General features: G+C 61.4%; 12 protein-coding genes. 9 read left to right on the top strand and 3 right to left on the bottom strand.

The window, feature by feature from the left end:
* Both K3752_RS10480 and K3752_RS10475 read left to right on the top strand, forming a co-directional pair.
* Entirely contained in the window at positions 1 to 882 is an 882-nt protein-coding gene (locus tag K3752_RS10480; protein WP_260063197.1) for a metallophosphoesterase, read from the top strand.
* A 216-nt stretch (positions 883 to 1,098) separates the two neighbouring features.
* Positions 1,099 to 1,560: a host attachment family protein gene (locus K3752_RS10475; RefSeq protein ID WP_170418176.1), complete on the top strand. Its 462-nt coding sequence runs from the start codon at positions 1,099 to 1,101 to the stop codon at positions 1,558 to 1,560.
* Positions 1,561 to 1,608: 48 nt separating this feature from the next.
* Here K3752_RS10475 and K3752_RS10470 read toward each other — a convergent pair whose 3' ends face one another.
* Entirely contained in the window at positions 1,609 to 2,160 is a 552-nt protein-coding gene (locus K3752_RS10470) for a TIGR00730 family Rossman fold protein (protein ID WP_260063196.1), read from the bottom strand.
* A gap of 126 nt (positions 2,161 to 2,286) precedes the next feature.
* On the opposite strand from K3752_RS10470, the gene K3752_RS10465 reads away from it, so the two are divergent.
* Positions 2,287 to 3,702, top strand: a complete 1,416-nt coding sequence (locus K3752_RS10465; RefSeq protein WP_260063195.1) for a LysM peptidoglycan-binding domain-containing protein — start codon at positions 2,287 to 2,289, stop codon at positions 3,700 to 3,702.
* 91 nt (positions 3,703 to 3,793) lie between these two features.
* Entirely contained in the window at positions 3,794 to 5,584 is a 1,791-nt protein-coding gene (locus tag K3752_RS10460) for an ABC transporter ATP-binding protein/permease (RefSeq protein ID WP_311201675.1), read from the top strand.
* A gap of 59 nt (positions 5,585 to 5,643) precedes the next feature.
* Here the strand turns inward: K3752_RS10460 and K3752_RS10455 are convergent, their stop codons facing one another.
* Positions 5,644 to 9,420, bottom strand: coding sequence for an efflux RND transporter permease subunit (locus K3752_RS10455; RefSeq protein ID WP_260063193.1), 3,777 nt, complete (start codon positions 9,418 to 9,420; stop codon positions 5,644 to 5,646).
* Complete coding sequence (locus tag K3752_RS10450; protein WP_260063192.1) at positions 9,417 to 10,643, bottom strand: efflux RND transporter periplasmic adaptor subunit; 1,227 nt, start codon at positions 10,641 to 10,643, stop codon at positions 9,417 to 9,419. The genes K3752_RS10455 and K3752_RS10450 overlap by 4 nt, the downstream gene beginning before the upstream one ends.
* Before the next feature lie 226 nt (positions 10,644 to 10,869).
* Here K3752_RS10450 and K3752_RS10445 point away from each other — a divergent pair, with 226 nt between their 5' ends.
* From K3752_RS10445 to K3752_RS10425, 5 genes are all read left to right on the top strand, one after another.
* Entirely contained in the window at positions 10,870 to 11,541 is a 672-nt protein-coding gene (locus K3752_RS10445) for a hypothetical protein (RefSeq protein ID WP_170372297.1), read from the top strand.
* 46 nt (positions 11,542 to 11,587) lie between these two features.
* Positions 11,588 to 12,910 (top strand): PQQ-like beta-propeller repeat protein, encoded by a 1,323-nt coding sequence (locus K3752_RS10440; RefSeq protein ID WP_170438846.1) that lies wholly within the window; start codon positions 11,588 to 11,590, stop codon positions 12,908 to 12,910.
* A gap of 48 nt (positions 12,911 to 12,958) precedes the next feature.
* Positions 12,959 to 14,413: a ribosome biogenesis GTPase Der gene (der, locus tag K3752_RS10435; protein WP_170358691.1), complete on the top strand. Its 1,455-nt coding sequence runs from the start codon at positions 12,959 to 12,961 to the stop codon at positions 14,411 to 14,413.
* Between the two features lie 163 nt (positions 14,414 to 14,576).
* Positions 14,577 to 15,563 carry a fatty acid desaturase gene (locus tag K3752_RS10430; RefSeq protein WP_260063191.1) on the top strand — a complete coding sequence of 329 codons (987 nt, stop codon included), beginning with the start codon at positions 14,577 to 14,579 and terminating at the stop codon, positions 15,561 to 15,563.
* 90 nt (positions 15,564 to 15,653) lie between these two features.
* Positions 15,654 to 16,184, top strand: coding sequence for a helix-hairpin-helix domain-containing protein (locus K3752_RS10425; RefSeq protein ID WP_170366359.1), 531 nt, complete (start codon positions 15,654 to 15,656; stop codon positions 16,182 to 16,184).
* The last annotated feature ends 24 nt before the right edge of the window (positions 16,185 to 16,208 follow it).

The following is a 16,208-nucleotide window of genomic DNA, read 5'->3' as shown; positions in this document are numbered from 1 at the left end:
TTGACCCGACGAGGGTTCATCAAGGGCCTGCTGGCGGTGACGCTGGCAGGCCTTGTTGTTTCGCTGTACGGGTTCTTTATCGAACCGGCTATGCGGCTGCGGGTTCGCAAATGGAAGCTCAAGCGCGCGGACTGGACGGCGCCTCCGCTGCGGATCGCGGTCATCGCCGACCTTCATGCCTGCGAGCCATTCGTTACCGTAAAGCGTATCAAGCAGGTCGTAAGGCGCACAAATGCGCTGGATGCCGATCTGGTCTTGCTGCTGGGGGATTTCACCGCCAGCCACAGGATGGTTTCGAAACCTGTCGCGATGGCGGACATCACCCCGGTTCTTTCCGGACTGACCGCGCGCCATGGGGTTTTCGCGGTGCTGGGAAACCATGACTGGTGGGATGATACGGCCGCTCAACGCCGGGGCGGTGGGCCCAACTTATATGCCGATGCGTTGGCCGCGAGTGGCATCCCGGTCCTATCCAATTCTGCGCAGAAACTGGATGGTCCGGGAATCTGGCTGGCGGGCCTCGAAGACCAACTGGCCATCGTGGAGGGCAATGGGCGATACCGCGGCCTGGACGATCTGTCCGGCACGTTGCGGCAGATTACCGATGACGCGCCCGTCATCCTGATGGCGCATGAACCGGACATATTTCCCCAAGTGCCAGATCGCGTTGCCTTGACACTGTCCGGTCACACGCATGGTGGTCAAATCAGACTGTTTGGGTGGTCGCCCGTGGTGCCCTCGCTGTTTGGCAATCGCTATGCCTACGGCCCGGTGCGCGAAGGTGGAAAGGATCTGGTAGTTTCCGGCGGCATTGGGTGCTCGATCCTTCCGGTCCGGTTTGGTGTTACACCCGAGATTACGCTTGTCGAAATTTCGGTCTGATCTGCGCTTCGGGTGGAAACTTGCCGATACGTCAACTTTTGCACGCATGCGCCGTTGCAAGACGCCAAAGAGTGATTAGCTGTTAGTTGCGGGAGGAGAGAACCGCCAAAACCAAAACAATGAGGGAATAGCTGCCAAATTGTGCCGTGGGTGCAAGATGTTGGCTGTTCTTGTTCGGGCGGGGGACGGCCACGAAAACCACAACGGGAGATCGCAATGGTCGCACTTGCACAGGGTACTTGGGTCATCATCGCCGACGGGGAAAAAGCACTGTTCACTGAAAACGTGACGGATGCCGAGAACCCCAATCTGGTGGTCGTATCGGTTGAGGAACATGATCATCTCGCCGCGCGGGGCAAGCCCTCGGATCGGGCGGGACGGCGAAATGATACCGGGCCGAACCAGAAATCTGCGGTGGAAGAAGACACCTGGCGCACTCACGCCAAATCCCTGTTCGTCCAGGATGTGGCCAACCTGCTCAACAAAAAAGGGCTGAAGGGCGCGTACAAGCGGCTTGTTCTGGTTGCCAGCCCACAGGTCCTGGGCCTGCTGCGCCGGCGCCTTCACAGCGAAGTTCTGGCCAAAGTCGTCGCCGAAGTCGACAAGACCCTGACCAATCATCCACTGCACAAGGTCGAAAAGGTGCTGCAACGCCAGCTGCGCACCTCGACCGCCTGATCTTGCTGGTTCGGGACTCGCGGGCGGGGAAACCGCCTGTGACGTCTATCATTTCAATAACTTGCGCAATTCGTTCATCGCGGACTCGGCGTCGTCGACCCATGTGATGAAACGGGCCAAGGAGGCATCCGCAAAACCTGCGTCGATCACCTGATCCAAAAGCGTGTGAAGCGCGTCCCAGTATCCGTCCACATTCATCACCAGAATGGGTTTGTCATGCAGGCCCAACTGGCGCCAGGTCAGCGCCTCGAACAACTCGTCTAATGACCCGGGGCCGCCGGGCAGCACGACCACGGCATCCGCATTCATGATCATGACTTTCTTGCGCTCGTGCATCGTTTCGGTGACCACGAAACGCGTCAGATCTGTTTTTCCCACTTCCCGCCGGAGCAGATGAACCGGTATCACGCCGAAGGTTTCGCCTCCGGCCGCTTGCGTGGCCCGGGCGACTTCGCCCATCAGGCCCACGTCACCCGCACCGTAGACCAGCCGCCAGCCTTCGGCGGCCAGCAGCCGTCCAAAGGTGCCTGCGGCCTTTGTGTAGGCCGAATTCGCGCCATTGCGTGACCCGCAATACACACAGATCGATTTCTGGGACATCAAACAGCGACTCCGGGGTTGTGTCAGAGGTTTTGACCCGTGATAGCGGGATTGGTAAATTGGCTCAACCGTTCGGCGGAAAGCTTTTGAGTCAAGGCATTTGCGCTGCGGAGTGAAGGAAAAAACATGGACGCCAAATCGGGAAGCGGTAGGTCGGGTGCATTCGTCTGGGGTATCCTTGCGGGTATCTTGGCTGTGATTGGCGCCGGGGGCTTGTATCTTTCGGGTGTCTTCGGTCCTGCGCCGCAGTCTGAACAGTCCACTACGGAAGAGGCCGTCGCCGAAAGCGCCAGCGAAGAGACGACTGAGCCAGCCGCTGCACCGGCACCAAGCCCGGATGCAGAGGACTCGCAGGTCGTTGCGGAACCTGACAACGCGGACGAGGTTCAGACCTCGACCGAGACCGAAGAAGCAACCGCGCCGGAAGCCGAAGAGAAAACTGCGACCGACGAGCAGACTGCGCAGGACGCGACGGTTGAAGAACAGCCGGCAGAGGCTGCTCCCACACCCGAGGCTAACGCGGCCGCAACTGCTCCGACGCTCGACCAGATATTCGTGGAGCCTGACGGCAATGCGCTGCTGTCCGGCAAAGGCGACCCGGGCAGTCAAATTCGTATCCTGCTGGATGGCGAGCCGATCCACAGCTTCACGGTCGATGGCAGCGGCCAGTTCGCCGAGTTCGTCACCATCCCCTTCAGCGAGGCCGCGCGAGGTCTGGTTCTTGAAGCCGGTGACGGTACCCGGTCTGCGCAATCGGATGACTATCTGATTGCCGCGTTGCCCAAGCCGCCTGCGCCACCCGCTAAGGACGAGCAAGTCGCCAGCACGGACACCGAAGCGCAGGATGAAACGGCGGAACAGCCGTCTGCGGCCGCAGTCGCAGAGGACACCGAGGTCGCGCAAGCGGACGAGACCGTTTCCGGGGCGCAGGACGAAGAAGCAACCTCACCCGAGGCCACGACCGAGACTCAATCCAGCGAAAGCCAGCAGGTGGCCGTTTTGCGGTCCGGTGAGGAAGGGGTTGAGCTTGTCCAGTCGCCGTCGTCCGAAGACGCGTCGCCCGAGCAGGTTGCGCTTGATACGATCGGCTATTCCGACGCTGGCGATGTCCAATTGTCCGGCCGTGTGTCCGAGGGTGCTGCGGTTCGGCTCTATCTGAACAACAAGCTGGTGGCCGATATCACGCCAGGGCAGGACGGTGATTGGCGCGGGGAGATCCAGGAAGTCGATCCCGGTGTCTATACCCTGCGTGTTGACGAAGTCGACACGGACGGAACGGTGCTGAGTCGTCTTGAAACGCCATTCAAGCGCGAGCCGGTTGAAGTTCTGCAGGCGGCCGAGGCGCAGGATGCGTTGCCGGGCGCCGACCAAAGCACGCCGATCCGGTCCGTTACCGTGCAGAAGGGCGACACCCTGTGGGCGATCTCGCGAGAGCGTTTTGGCGACGGTGTTCTGTATGTCCGCCTGTTCGATGCGAACCGCGACCTGATCCGCGACCCCGACCTGATTTATCCGGGCCAGGTCTTCACCATCCCGGAATAAAGGCTTAGGTCTTGCGAGGCCGGGTTTTCGCCCGGCCTCGAAGCTTTCCGGGTCAGACATGAGAAGACTTGCGCCTATGCATTCCGCAGACATGCCACAGATGGACGAACGCAAGTCGGGTTGGCTGACCATCCGAAAAGTGGCTCCGTACCTGTGGCCCGAAGATGAGCCGTGGGTCAAACGGCGGGTGGTCTTCGCGATGGCCATGCTGATTCTCGCGAAGTTGATCGCGGTCTATACGCCGATCCTGTACAAGGGCGCGGTCGATGCTTTGGCGGGCGAGGGCGTGCCGCCTTTGGCGCTGGGCGCCGTAGGTCTGACGGTGGCCTATGGCGTGGCGCGGATGATGACGGTGGGGTTCCAGCAGTTGCGCGATGCGCTGTTCGCGCCGGTGGGGCAACGCGCGCTGCGGGCGCTGGCGCTGGAAACCTTCCAGCACATCCACCAGCTGTCGATGCGCTATCATGTGACCCGCCGGACGGGCGGCCTCAGCCGGATCATCGAGCGTGGGGTCAAGGGCGTGGAGTTCCTGCTGCGCTTCCTTTTGTTTTCGATCGGACCGTTGATCCTTGAACTGCTGCTGGTGGCGGTGGTTCTGATGTGGCTGTTCGACGTCTGGTACCTGGTCGTGGTGGCCGTCACCATCGCGCTGTACATCTGGTTCACCTTCACGGTCACCGAATGGCGCGTGAAGCTGCGGCGCGAGATGAATGACCAGGATACCGAGGCCAACCAGCGCGCCATCGACAGCCTGCTGAATTTCGAAACCGTCAAGTATTTCAACGCCGAACGGCGCGAAGCTGAACGATATGACGTGTCGATGAAGGCCTATGCGCAGGCCGCGTTGAAAACGGCATACTCGCTGGCCTTCCTGAATTTTGGTCAGTCCTTCCTGATCACTTGTGGCCTGATCGGAGTGATGGTTCTGGCCGCGATCGGCGTTCAGAACGGGCAGTTGACGGTGGGCGATTTCGTGATGGTCAACGCCTACATGATCCAGATCACCGTGCCGCTGAACTTTCTGGGCACCGTCTATCGCGAGATCCGGCAGGCCTTGGTTGATATGGGCCAGATGTTCCAGCTGCTGGAGCAGCCGGCCGAGGTAGTGGACAAGCCAGACGCCAAACCGCTGCAGATTACCGAAGGCCGGGTCGAACTGGACGATGTGCATTTCGGCTATGACCCGGACCGCGAGATCCTGCGCGGCGTCTCTCTGGTGGTGCCGGGGGGGCAGACCGTTGCCATCGTGGGCGCGACCGGCTCGGGCAAATCCACCATCGGGCGGTTGCTGTTCCGGTTCTACGACGTGACCAAGGGCGCGTTGCGGATCGACGGGCAGGATGTGCGCGACGTGACGCAGGAAAGCCTGCACGCCGCCATCGGCGTGGTGCCGCAGGATACAGTGCTGTTCAACGATACGATCCGATACAACATCGCCTATGGCCGCGAGGGGGCCTCGCAGGCCGAGATCGAAGCCGCCGCAAAAGCCGCCCAAATCCACGACTTCATCATCTCTCTGCCCGAGGGGTACGAGACCAAGGTGGGAGAGCGTGGCCTGAAGCTCTCTGGCGGCGAGAAGCAGCGCGTGGGCATTGCGCGGACGCTGTTGAAGAACCCGCCGATCCTTCTGTTGGACGAGGCCACCAGCGCGCTGGATACCGACACCGAGCAGGACATCAAGGATGCCCTGGCCCGCGCCGGCGAGGGGCGTACGGTGATCACCATCGCCCACCGCCTGAGCACGATTGCCGAGTCCGATCAGATCGTCGTTCTGGAAAAGGGCGAAATCATCGAGCAGGGCACCCACGACGAATTGCTGCGCCGTGAAGGGCGTTATGCCCAGCTGTGGAACCGCCAGCAATCGGATACGCAGGCGGCCTGAATCCGCTTCAGCTAGGGTTTCAAATGAAAACGGGCCGGCTGTACCGGCCCGTTTTTTTGTTACTCCGCCGCTTTGAGCGGATGCCCCGGTGTGTCGCCCGGGCTTTCCTCGGCATCTGCAGCCTCATCCTCGGTCCAGACGATTTCCGTCGCCTGCATCCGGCGGGCCGAGTCTCCGATCGCCATATCCTGCGCGATCTGGCTGGAACGGCCGGCGGTCACGCGGGCCAACAGTTTGCCCAGCCATATGGCATAGGTGGTCACCCACACCCGCAACGCCAGGAACGAGGGCGTCACGATCAGCGTCAGAACCGTGGCGATCCCCAGGCCAAACACCACTGCCGTCGCCAGCTGCTTCCACCACAGAGCGGTGGGGCTGTCGATGGAATAGCCGCCATTGATGAAGTCCAGCGACAGGCCGAACATCATCGGTGTCAGGCCGGCCATCGTGGTCAGGGTGGTCAGCAGAACCGGACGGATCCGCGCCTCGGCCGTGCGCACGATGGCGTCGATCCGGGGCATGTAGCGGCTGTATTCCTGATAGGTGTCGATCAGAACGATGTTGTTGTTCACCACGATCCCCGCCAGCGCCACGATGCCGGTGCCGGTCATGATGATCGAGAAGGGCTGTTGCATCACCATCATCCCGATCAGCACCCCGGTGGTGGACAGAACCACCGCCAGCAGCACCAGCACCGAGTTGTAGAACGAGTTGAACTGCGCCAACAGGATCACGAACATCAGACCCAGCGCGGCCAGAAAGGCGCTGGAGAGGAAGGCCTGGCTTTCGGCCTGGTCTTCCTGGTCTCCGGTCCATTCCCAGGTGATCGTGTTGGCAAAGGGCTGAGTGTCCAGCCACTCGGTCAGTACCGCGATCCGCTCGTTCGGGTTGATCAGCGTCAGGCGGGCGTCGCCGTCATCAATAGCGGCCTGCACCTCCTGCAAGCTGTCCTCACCGGTCAGCTGAACCAGAGTATAGGCCGTACCATCGGCACCGTTGATCGTCGCACCTTCGGGTTCCGAGCCTTCGGTCACTTCGCGCACCACGGCCAGCCGCTGTTCTCCATCCGGGGTGTCGATCACCACTTTGCTCAGACCGGACTCCACGTCGGCCTTGACGTCGTAATAGCGCTCTTGATCCACGCGGTTGATTTCGGCCAGCTTTGCCACCGGTTTGCGGGTGATGAAGTTCGACAAGGGCACCAGCCCGTCCGGAGTACGCACCTTGAGCGTATCCAACGTGGACAGGACCCGATCCTGATCGGGCAGGCGGACGCGGATCTCGATCTCTTCATCCACGCTTTCGGGGCGCATTTCGCCCAGCAGGATGCCACGGGTCACCAACTGCACCATCGCGCCCACGGTTGCCACGTCGGCCCCGAACCGTCCTGCCTTGGCCACGTCGACGTCGATCTGCCAGTCGATACCAGGCAAGGGCAGGGTGTCCTCGATCTTGATCAGGCCCGGGGTGTTTTCAAACACCTCGCGCGCGGTCAGCGTGGCGCGGGTCAGGTCATCCCAGTTGTCGCCCTTGATCCGCAGGTGCACGGGCTTGGCCGAGGCCGGACCTTGTTCCAGCGGCAGGATCTCGACAACGAAACCCGGCAGCTTGGCAAGCTCGGCGTTCAACTGCTCGATCACGAAATCGCCGTCATACTCGGGCGCGACGGTTTGCTTATCGAACAATCCGCCTGCGACCGGTTCTGACAAGTTCGGGCGATCCTCCCACGGGATGATCTCGAACTGTACGCGGCCCACCGTATCGGCCGGAGCCTGCGCCCCGCCGTTGTTCTGGTTCAGGCCGCCTTCACCGGCAAACGAGAACACGTTGATCACCGCCGGATGCTGGCTGATCACCTGTTCTGCCTCAAAGACCAGCGCGTCTTTTTCGGCCAGCGACAGGTTGCCCCGTGCGCGGACATAGGCGGTGGCCTGTTCCGGCTCGCTTTCGACGAAGAATTCAACACCGCGGTTGTTCTGACCGTACATGGTCATCACCGTCATCACCGCAAAGCCTACTGCCACGATCGAGACGATCGGCATGATCGGATTGCCGACGAGGAACTTGATGACATACCCGAAGGGCGTATGTTCCTTGGCCGTGTGGACACGTTCGTCCGGCTTGCGTTCGATCCGGGCTGCGCTCAGCGTGACCGATCCGGCGAAGGCGCCGAAAAGGAACAGAACCGCGCCCAGCAAGAATCCACCGCCTGCGCCTTCCGGCAGCAGATACGTGGGGTTCAGCAGCTGCATTGCGCCTAGGAAAATCATGTAGACCGACGGCGGAACCAAGACGGCACGCACCCACCACGGCGTCCGCGCGCGCAACCAATCCGAGCTGCGGTCGAACATGCGGCTCAACCGACCCGAGACACCGCCCATCACCGGCAGGTAGATCAGCGCCACGATCAGCGAGGCCGACAGAACGAAGATCAGCGTGACCGGCAGCATCCCCATGAATTCACCCGGAATGCCCGGCCAGAACAGCATGGGCAGAAAGGCGCACAGCGTCGTGGCGGTTGACGAGACGATCGGCCAGAACATCCGCTGGGCTGCCTCGACATAGGCATGCATCGGGCCGACGCCTTCCTTGATGCGTTTGTCGGCATACTCCACGACCACGATCGCGCCATCGACCAGCATCCCCACCGCAAGGATCAGGCCGAACATGACGATGTTCGAGATACTGACGCCCATGATGGCCAGGAACGCGAAACACAACAGGAACGAGGTCGGAATCGCGAAGCCCACCAGCAGTGCCGCACGTGTACCCAGCGAAGCCAGTACCACGATCATCACAAGCGCGATGGCTGTCAGGACCGAACCTTCCAGCTGGCTGACCATCGAACCGACGATGCGGCTCTGGTCATTCGACGTACCGACATTCACGGCAGCCTGCAGCTCGGCCGGCCACTTGGTCTCGGCCTTGGCGACAGTCTCTTTCACCTGGGCCACGGTGTCGATCAGGTTGAAACCCTTGCGTTTGACGACCTGCAGCGCCACGGTCGGTTCGCCGTTGAAGCGGGCGGTCCCTTCGCGGTCTTCGAAGGTGTAGTTGATCTCGGCCAGTTCGCCCAAAGTCACGACCCGGTCGCCATTGACCTTGATCGGCAGTCCGTAGACATCCTGTGCGGTCTTGAAGGACGAAGGAATCTTGACCGAAAACGCACCCTGTTCGGTCTCGACCTCACCAGCGGCGATCAGCTGGTTGTTGTTCTGAACGACGCTGATCAGTTCGGCCGCGGTGACGTTGTACGCCTCAAGCCGCAGCGGATCGATGACCACTTCCAGCATTTCATCGCGATTGCCGGCGATCCCGGCCTCAAGGACCGAATCCAGCGCCTCGAGCTCATCCTGGAGGTCCTTGGCGACCCGCGCCATCGTGCGCTCAGGCACGGCACCCGACAGGTTCACGATGACGATCGGGAATTCCGAGAAGTTGATCTCGGTCAGCGTGTATTGCTCGGCGCCTTCGGGAAAGTCGGCCTGTGCACTGTTCATCGCGTCGCGCACGTCAGCGGTAATGGCTGTCTTGTCCCAGCCAAAGTCGAACTCAAGCGCGATCCCCGCATAGCCCTCGGCGGCGGTGGCGGTCATCTCCTTCAGGCCGTCCAGATCCGCAAGCTCGGTTTCCATCGGCTTGATCAGCAGGTTTTCACTGTCTTCGGCCGAAATGCCCGGAAACTGAACCGACACGAACAGGGCTGGAATCTCGATGTCCGGCTCGCCTTCTTTGGGCAGGCTGACATAGGCAAACCCACCGATGATCAGCGAGATGGCAATGAATGCCAGAACCATTCGGGCCCTGTCGGCGGCCCAGCTGACTATGCCAGTCATTGGGAAACGTCCTTGTAGGTGGGCGCTACGACCACACCGGCGGTCACGAACTCTTGTCCGACCACGATGATGTCTACGGTTTCCGCAAGACCGCCGACCCAAACACCGTCGGCCGTATCGCGCAACAGGCGGATGGGTACGAAATCGACGATATTACCGGCTCCGACCGTCCGAACGCCTAGCTGGCCTTCGTTGTTCAGCGTCAACGCCGATTGCGGCAGCAGGTGAGCCTTGGCGCCTTCGGCCGCGATGCGGATGCTTGCGGTCTGCCCGTCCCGGATCAGAAGCTCGGGGTTCGGGACGGTGACTTCCACCTCGAACGTGCGGGTGGTGTCGTCCGCCGAACGGCTGAGGAAGGTCACGCGGCCCTCGACCTGCAATCCGGTCACCAATTGTGCCTGCGCCGGAGCGCCGACGGTGACACGGTTCACTTCGGTTTCGGGAACAAAGCCGACCAGCTTGATCGGATCAAGCTGGATCACGGTTGCGCACAGCGATCCGGGCTGCATCAGGCTGCCCAATTCGGCGGCATCGCTTTCCAGAAGGCCCTGAAACGGGGCCTCGATGGTGATGCGATCCAATTCCAGTTCGGCAGCCGAAACCGCCGCTTCCGCAGCCTCGATGCCCGCCTCCGTAGCCTTCAACTCGGCCTCGGCCGCCTTGATACCGGCCTTTGCGGTACTCATCTCGGCCTCGGCCGCGATCCGCCGGGTTTCGGAGCCGAAGCCAGTTTCCGACAGTTTGCGGGCTGCAATCAGGTTTATTTCGGCCTCGGCAACGCGCGCATGCGCTTCCTCCAGTCGTGCTTCGGCTTCGGGCACACGGCTTTCCGCCTCCAGCTTGGCGGCCTTGGCCTGGGCCAGCTGTGCCGGGCGTGAGCCGGGATCCAATTCACACAGCAGATCGCCGGCCTCGACGAAGGTGCCTTTGCGCTTGGGTTCCGAAATGACGGTCGATGTGGTTTCGGCCAGAACTTCGACCTGACGGATTGCTTTGGTTTCACCGCGCAGCAAAACGGCGCTGTCGATTTCGCGCGCAGTGGACCGCAACGCAACAACCCCAACGGCCTGCACCGCCGAGGCATCGCTTGCCTCAGAGCCAGCGTCAGACTGGCTCGCAGCATCTTCGCGACCGGCAAATGCAAACAGGGCATCGCGCTCGAAAACCACGAAATACAATGCAACGATGACCAATACGGCGTTGACGAGGGATATCAATCGCATGCCGTCATTCTCCTTAAAATATTATGTCCCCACAAATGCCGGTGGGCACGCAATGACATGGGGGCGTGCGTGCGCGAAGTCCATACTGAACTGAATAGTTTGGTTTGATTTTTTTCGCAAGAGCGCCCTGACGCTGAGCAATTGTGCATTTCGGGTACTTGGCTTGCTGATGGCGCCGGGGTATGACATGGCGCCAGAAAGCTGAATGCAACGCCCGGGGGCAGGAATGAGCGACGTCGACAGTTTCATTGATGAGGTCACCGAAGAGGTGCGCCGCGACCGGCTCTACCTGCAGCTGCGTCGATGGGGTTGGGTCGGTGTTTTGGCCGTTGTTCTGATCGTGGGCGGTGCGGCTTTCAATGAATACCGCAAGGCGCGCGACGCCAGTCAGGCGCAGAAGCTGGGCGACGATATTCTGGCCGCGATGCAGCTGAACGACGCTTCCGCACGTGCGGATGCGTTGGCGCAGGTCACGGCCAATTCGGCCGGCGAGCAGGCTGTTTTGGGCTTTCTCCTCTCGGGCGCATTGTCCGAGTCGGGATCGGCCGAAGAGGCGGTTGAACAGCTGAATGCGATTGCAGTTCAGGGTGACCTGCCGGAAATCTACCGCTCGATCGCTGCCTTCAAGGCCCTGTTGTTGCAGTCCGAAACCATGCCCGCCGCCGAGCGCCGGCAACAGTTCGAGGCGCTGGCCGCTCCGGGCGCGCCGCTGCGTCTGCTGGCCGAAGAACAACTGGCCCTGATCGACCTCACCGATGGTGACACTCAGGCCGCGCTGGAACGTCTGCAGGCCATCCGTCAGGATGCAGAGGTCAGTGCCGACATCCAGCAGCGTGCAACCCAATTGATCGTCGCGCTGGGCGGAACGCCCGAACCGATCACCGCACAGCAGGGTTGATACGCGGCCCATTTCAGTGAACCAAGACAGGCGAGTTCGGAGTTTCATGGCAAAAAGACTATTTTCCCGATTTGGTTTGCCGGTCGCAGCCCTGGCGCTGACGGCGCTGAGCGCCTGCGAGGAACCCGAAGTGATCCTGCCGGGCGAGCGTGAAGACATTCGCCCGGCCCAGGATCTGGAAACCGTTCAGACAACCGGTGCCAAACCGATCAGCCTGCCGGCCGCAAAGCGCAACGCGGAATGGGCACAGAGCCCGGGAACCGCGGCTTTCCGTACCACCAACGCGGCGCTCAGCCCCGCGCCGCAGCGTATCTGGTCAACCTCGATCGGGGCCGGCGACGGGCGCAAACAAAGGATCACCGCTGATCCGGTCGTCGCAGGTGGCCTGATCTACACCCTGGACGCGGCGGCTACCGTTTCCGCGGTCTCTCCCCAGGGGCAACTGGTCTGGAGCACAAACCTGGTCCCCGCCACGGATGGCGAAGAGCAGGCGACCGGGGGTGGCATCGCCTATGCAGACAACACGTTGTACGTTTCGTCCGGTTTCGGCCGTCTGACCGCTCTGGATGCGCGCACCGGCGGTATTCGCTGGCAAAAGAAGCTGAACGCGACCGGTAGCGGAGCACCACTGGTTTCTGGCGGCCTGCTGTACCTTGTGGCCGGGGATCAGACTGGCTGGGCGGTTGATGCAAAGGACGGGCGCATTGCTTGGCAGATCGAGGGCACGCCCAGCGTCGGCAATGTCCTGGGAGCTCCGGCGCCGGTATTGGCGAACGAGTTCGCAGTCTTTGCGTTTGGGTCCGGTGATGTGGCGGCTGCTTTCCGCAAAGGCGGTATCCGTCGCTGGAACGCGTCGGTCGCCGGCGGCCGCAGGGGGCGGGCCGCAGCGCAGATCGTGGATGTGACAGGCGGCCCGATCGTATCCGGAAGCTCGATCTACATCGGCAACCACTCGGGACGCACGGTCGCCTTCGACGCCAGCTCGGGCGAACGGATCTGGACCGCTTTCGAAGGCGCGGTCGATACCGTCTGGCCGGTCGGCAACAGCGTATTCCTGATCAGCGACCGCAGCCAGTTGGTGCGGTTGGACGTGTCAGACGGGTCTGTGGTCTGGGCCATCGACCTGCCGGGCTTCGTCAAGGACAAGCCCAACCGTCGCGGACCGATCTTTGCGCATTACGGCCCCATCATGGCGGGTGGACGCATCGTCATCGGCTCGAACGACGGTTATCTGCGGTTCTATAACCCTGTCGACGGCACGCTGGTGCATCAGGTCGAGGTTCCGGGCGGGGCGACAACGGCACCGGTGGTTGCGAACCAGACCCTCTACGTGGTTTCGACCAAAGGGCAACTGCACGCTTTCCGTTGACGACAAGATGCGTTAAAGGGCGCGTCTGAGTCTTGAAAGTTGAGTATCATGTCTTTGACCCTCGCCATCGTGGGGCGCCCCAATGTGGGCAAATCCACCCTGTTCAATCGCCTTGTGGGCAAGCGCCTTGCGCTGGTGGACGACCAGCCCGGCGTTACCCGCGATCTGCGTGAGGGCGAAGGGCGGCTGGGTGACTTGCGCTTTACCGTGATCGACACGGCCGGGCTGGAGGATGCCACCGACGACAGCCTGCAGGGCCGGATGCGGCGCCTGACCGAGCGTGCCGTGGACATGGCCGATGTCTGCCTGTTCATGATCGACGCCCGTGTGGGCCTGACCCCGACCGACGAGATGTTTGCCGAGATTCTTCGCAAGCGGTCCAAGCATGTGATCCTGGCGGCCAACAAGGCCGAGGGGGCGGCGGCGGATGCCGGTGTGCTCGAGGCGTACAACCTGGGTCTGGGCGAGCCGATCCGCCTGTCGGGCGAGCATGGCGAAGGCATGACTGACCTTTATGCGGCGTTGATGCCTTTGGCTGACGCCATGGAAGAAAAGCAGCCAGAGGACGTTCCGCAAACGGATATCGATCTGGACGAGGATGGGGAAACCGAGGGCGAAACCCCTGCGATTACTGCGGAAAAGCCGTTGCAGGTGGCCGTTGTCGGGCGTCCGAATGCGGGCAAGTCCACACTGATCAACAAGATCCTGGGTGAAGATCGTCTTCTGACCGGTCCCGAGGCCGGCATTACCCGTGACGCCATCAGTCTGAAGTTGGACTGGGGTGGCACCCCCATGCGCATCTTTGACACCGCCGGTATGCGCAAGAAGGCCAAGGTACAGGAAAAGCTCGAGAAACTCTCGGTGTCGGACGGCCTGCGCGCCGTCAAGTTCGCCGAAGTCGTGGTTGTCCTGCTGGATGCGGCGATCCCGTTCGAGCAGCAGGACCTGCGCATTGCCGATCTGGCCGAGCGTGAGGGCCGTGCCGTAGTGATCGCGGTGAACAAGTGGGATGTCGAGGATAACAAGCAGGAGAAGTTGCGCGAGCTCAAAACCTCGTTCGAACGTCTGCTTCCCCAACTGCGCGGCGCACCTCTGGTGACCGTGTCGGCAAAGACGGGCAGGGGATTGGAGCGGCTGCGGGATGCGATCCTGCGCGCCCACGATGTCTGGAACCGTCGGGTTCCCACCGCGGCCCTGAACCGCTGGCTGACGGCCATGTTGGAGCAGCACCCACCGCCAGCCCCCCAGGGGCGCAGGATCAAGCTGCGCTATATGACCCAGGCAAAGACGCGCCCGCCGGGCTTTGTCGTCATGTGCTCGCACCCGGACAAGATGCCGGAAAGCTACTCGCGGTATCTGGTCAACGGTCTGCGCGAGGATTTCGACATGCCCGGAACACCGATCCGGCTGACGCTGCGCGGCCAGGGGGACAAGAACCCCTACAAGGGGCGCCGAAAGAAAAACGCGGGTGCGCTGGCCAAACATCTCAAGGGCAAGGCGTAACTGCGCCAATTTTCAGCATTTTCGGGCTTGGGGCGTGACAGCCCCCAAGCATCGCGCTAGCATTCGCATGCGTGCATTCATTTCGCGCGCGATTTGCGCGTACCTGTGACGTGCAAAATTTCGCAAGGACTATTGAACCGGACCATCGTGGGGAGCTGGCTGGATGGACCTGAGAGAATATACGAGACAGTACGCGGTGCAGGACAATCGGCTGGCCGCGCTCAGCTATTTCGGGACGTTCGTGATGTATTTCGCATCGCTGACGCTGGCGATCGTCTATGTGGATCAGTGGTTCATCATGATCCCGGCCGGGATCGTGTTCGCCTTTTCGGCAGTGCGTCTCTATGTTCTGCAGCATGATTGCGGTCATCATTCTCTGTTCGAAACCCGACGGCAGAATGAATGGGCTGGCCACGTGCTGTCGCCGTTCACCTTCGCTCCGTTCGAAGTGATGAAACAGAACCACAACCTGCATCACGCGGGCATTGGCAATCTCGAGCATCGGGAGACCGGGGAAATCAACACGATGACCTTGCGGGAATGGAATGAAGCGGATTGGAAAACCCGTCTGTTCTACAGGCTTTACCGCAATCCCTTCATCCTGGTGCCGGTCGGGGCCCTGTTCACGTACTTCATCCGCTATCGCTGGCCCAAAAACACGGTGCGGTTCGGCGTCCGTGGGGTCTTGCTGCACAACTTGTCCATCGTGGTTTTCCTCGGGCTGTTGTATTGGATTGCTGGCATGACAGGCATACTCGTCTGGCTGGCCTTCTCGTTTCTCGGCGGAATGCTGGGTGTGTTTCTGGTGTATCTTCAGCACAATTTCGAGGACACCTACTGGGATCGCCGCCCGGATCTGGACCCGCAACTGGCGGCGCTTCAGGGTTCGTCAGCGCTGGATTTCGGATGGTGGTTTGACAATGCGGTCGCCTGCATCACGCTGCATGACATCCACCATTTCAATGCGCGCATCCCGTCCTACCGGCTGCGCGCCTGTCACTACAACCTGCCACCCGAATACACACCCCGCCGGATCAAGTTTCCCGAGGCGGTGGCCGCGCTGAACCTGAAGCTGTGGGATGAAGATGCCAAGCGGCTGGTTCCCTTTCCGCGGCAGGGTGAAACCGGTGAGCTGGCCCGGGGCAGTTAAGGACGGTTTTCCAAAGGTTGTGCGGACCAAAGCCTTGTCTTGCGGCCTGTCGGACGTAGTTTTTAAGTTGGATCGTTTAGGAGTTTTGGAATGACAGCGGTGACCAAGGTTCGCGGCATCGGAGAAGCACTTGGCCGCGCTCTCAACGACAATGGCTTCAAGACGGCCGAGGACCTGGCCAAGGCCAAGCCGGCTGCGCTGGTCGCCGTTCCCGGTATCGGAGCGCGCCGGGGGCCCGGATTGATCGCCGCCGCCAAACAGGCCACCTCCGGCGCTGCACTCGTGGCCAAGACCCGCCCACCGAAGGCCCCAACGCGCAAGACGGCGCAATCTCGGACCTCAGCTGCTGCGCGCAAGGCCGAGGCAGAAGCCAAGGTGGCAGCCGAGAAAGCCGAAGCAGAGGCCAAGGCCCGGAAGAAGGCCAAGGCCAAAGCCAAGGCCGAAAAGGCAGCAAAGAAAAAGAAAGAGATGGAAGCGGCGATCTCGAAGGCGAAGGAAAAGATAAAATCCAAGGCCAAGTCGAAAAAAGACAAGAAGTCCAAGAAGGCAAAAGAGAAGGCCGACGGTAAGTCCAAGAAAGACAAAAAGGACAAGAAGGCCAAGAAAAAGGCAAAGAATTAGTCACTTCCTTGCCTTGATCTGAAG

It is taken from the genome of Ruegeria sp. B32 (genome assembly GCF_025141855.1).
GTDB classification, from domain to species: Bacteria; Pseudomonadota; Alphaproteobacteria; order Rhodobacterales; family Rhodobacteraceae; genus Ruegeria; species Ruegeria arenilitoris.
This window is presented reverse-complemented; position numbering and strand designations above follow the sequence as displayed.

Bases quoted from the DNA above. Each gene is read 5' to 3' on its own strand.
- K3752_RS10460 (WP_311201675.1), top strand. From the start codon at position 3,794: ATGCCACAGATGGACGAACGCAAGTCGGGTTGGCTGACCATCCGAAAA.
- K3752_RS10465 (WP_260063195.1), top strand. From the start codon at position 2,287: ATGGACGCCAAATCGGGAAGCGGTAGGTCGGGTGCATTCGTCTGGGGT.
- der (WP_170358691.1), top strand. From the start codon at position 12,959: ATGTCTTTGACCCTCGCCATCGTGGGGCGCCCCAATGTGGGCAAATCC.
- K3752_RS10425 (WP_170366359.1), top strand. From the start codon at position 15,654: ATGACAGCGGTGACCAAGGTTCGCGGCATCGGAGAAGCACTTGGCCGC.
- K3752_RS10450 (WP_260063192.1), bottom strand. From the start codon at position 10,643: ATGCGATTGATATCCCTCGTCAACGCCGTATTGGTCATCGTTGCATTG.
- K3752_RS10430 (WP_260063191.1), top strand. From the start codon at position 14,577: ATGGACCTGAGAGAATATACGAGACAGTACGCGGTGCAGGACAATCGG.
- K3752_RS10440 (WP_170438846.1), top strand. From the start codon at position 11,588: ATGGCAAAAAGACTATTTTCCCGATTTGGTTTGCCGGTCGCAGCCCTG.
- K3752_RS10470 (WP_260063196.1), bottom strand. From the start codon at position 2,160: ATGTCCCAGAAATCGATCTGTGTGTATTGCGGGTCACGCAATGGCGCG.
- K3752_RS10475 (WP_170418176.1), top strand. From the start codon at position 1,099: ATGGTCGCACTTGCACAGGGTACTTGGGTCATCATCGCCGACGGGGAA.
- K3752_RS10445 (WP_170372297.1), top strand. From the start codon at position 10,870: ATGAGCGACGTCGACAGTTTCATTGATGAGGTCACCGAAGAGGTGCGC.
- K3752_RS10455 (WP_260063193.1), bottom strand. From the start codon at position 9,420: ATGACTGGCATAGTCAGCTGGGCCGCCGACAGGGCCCGAATGGTTCTG.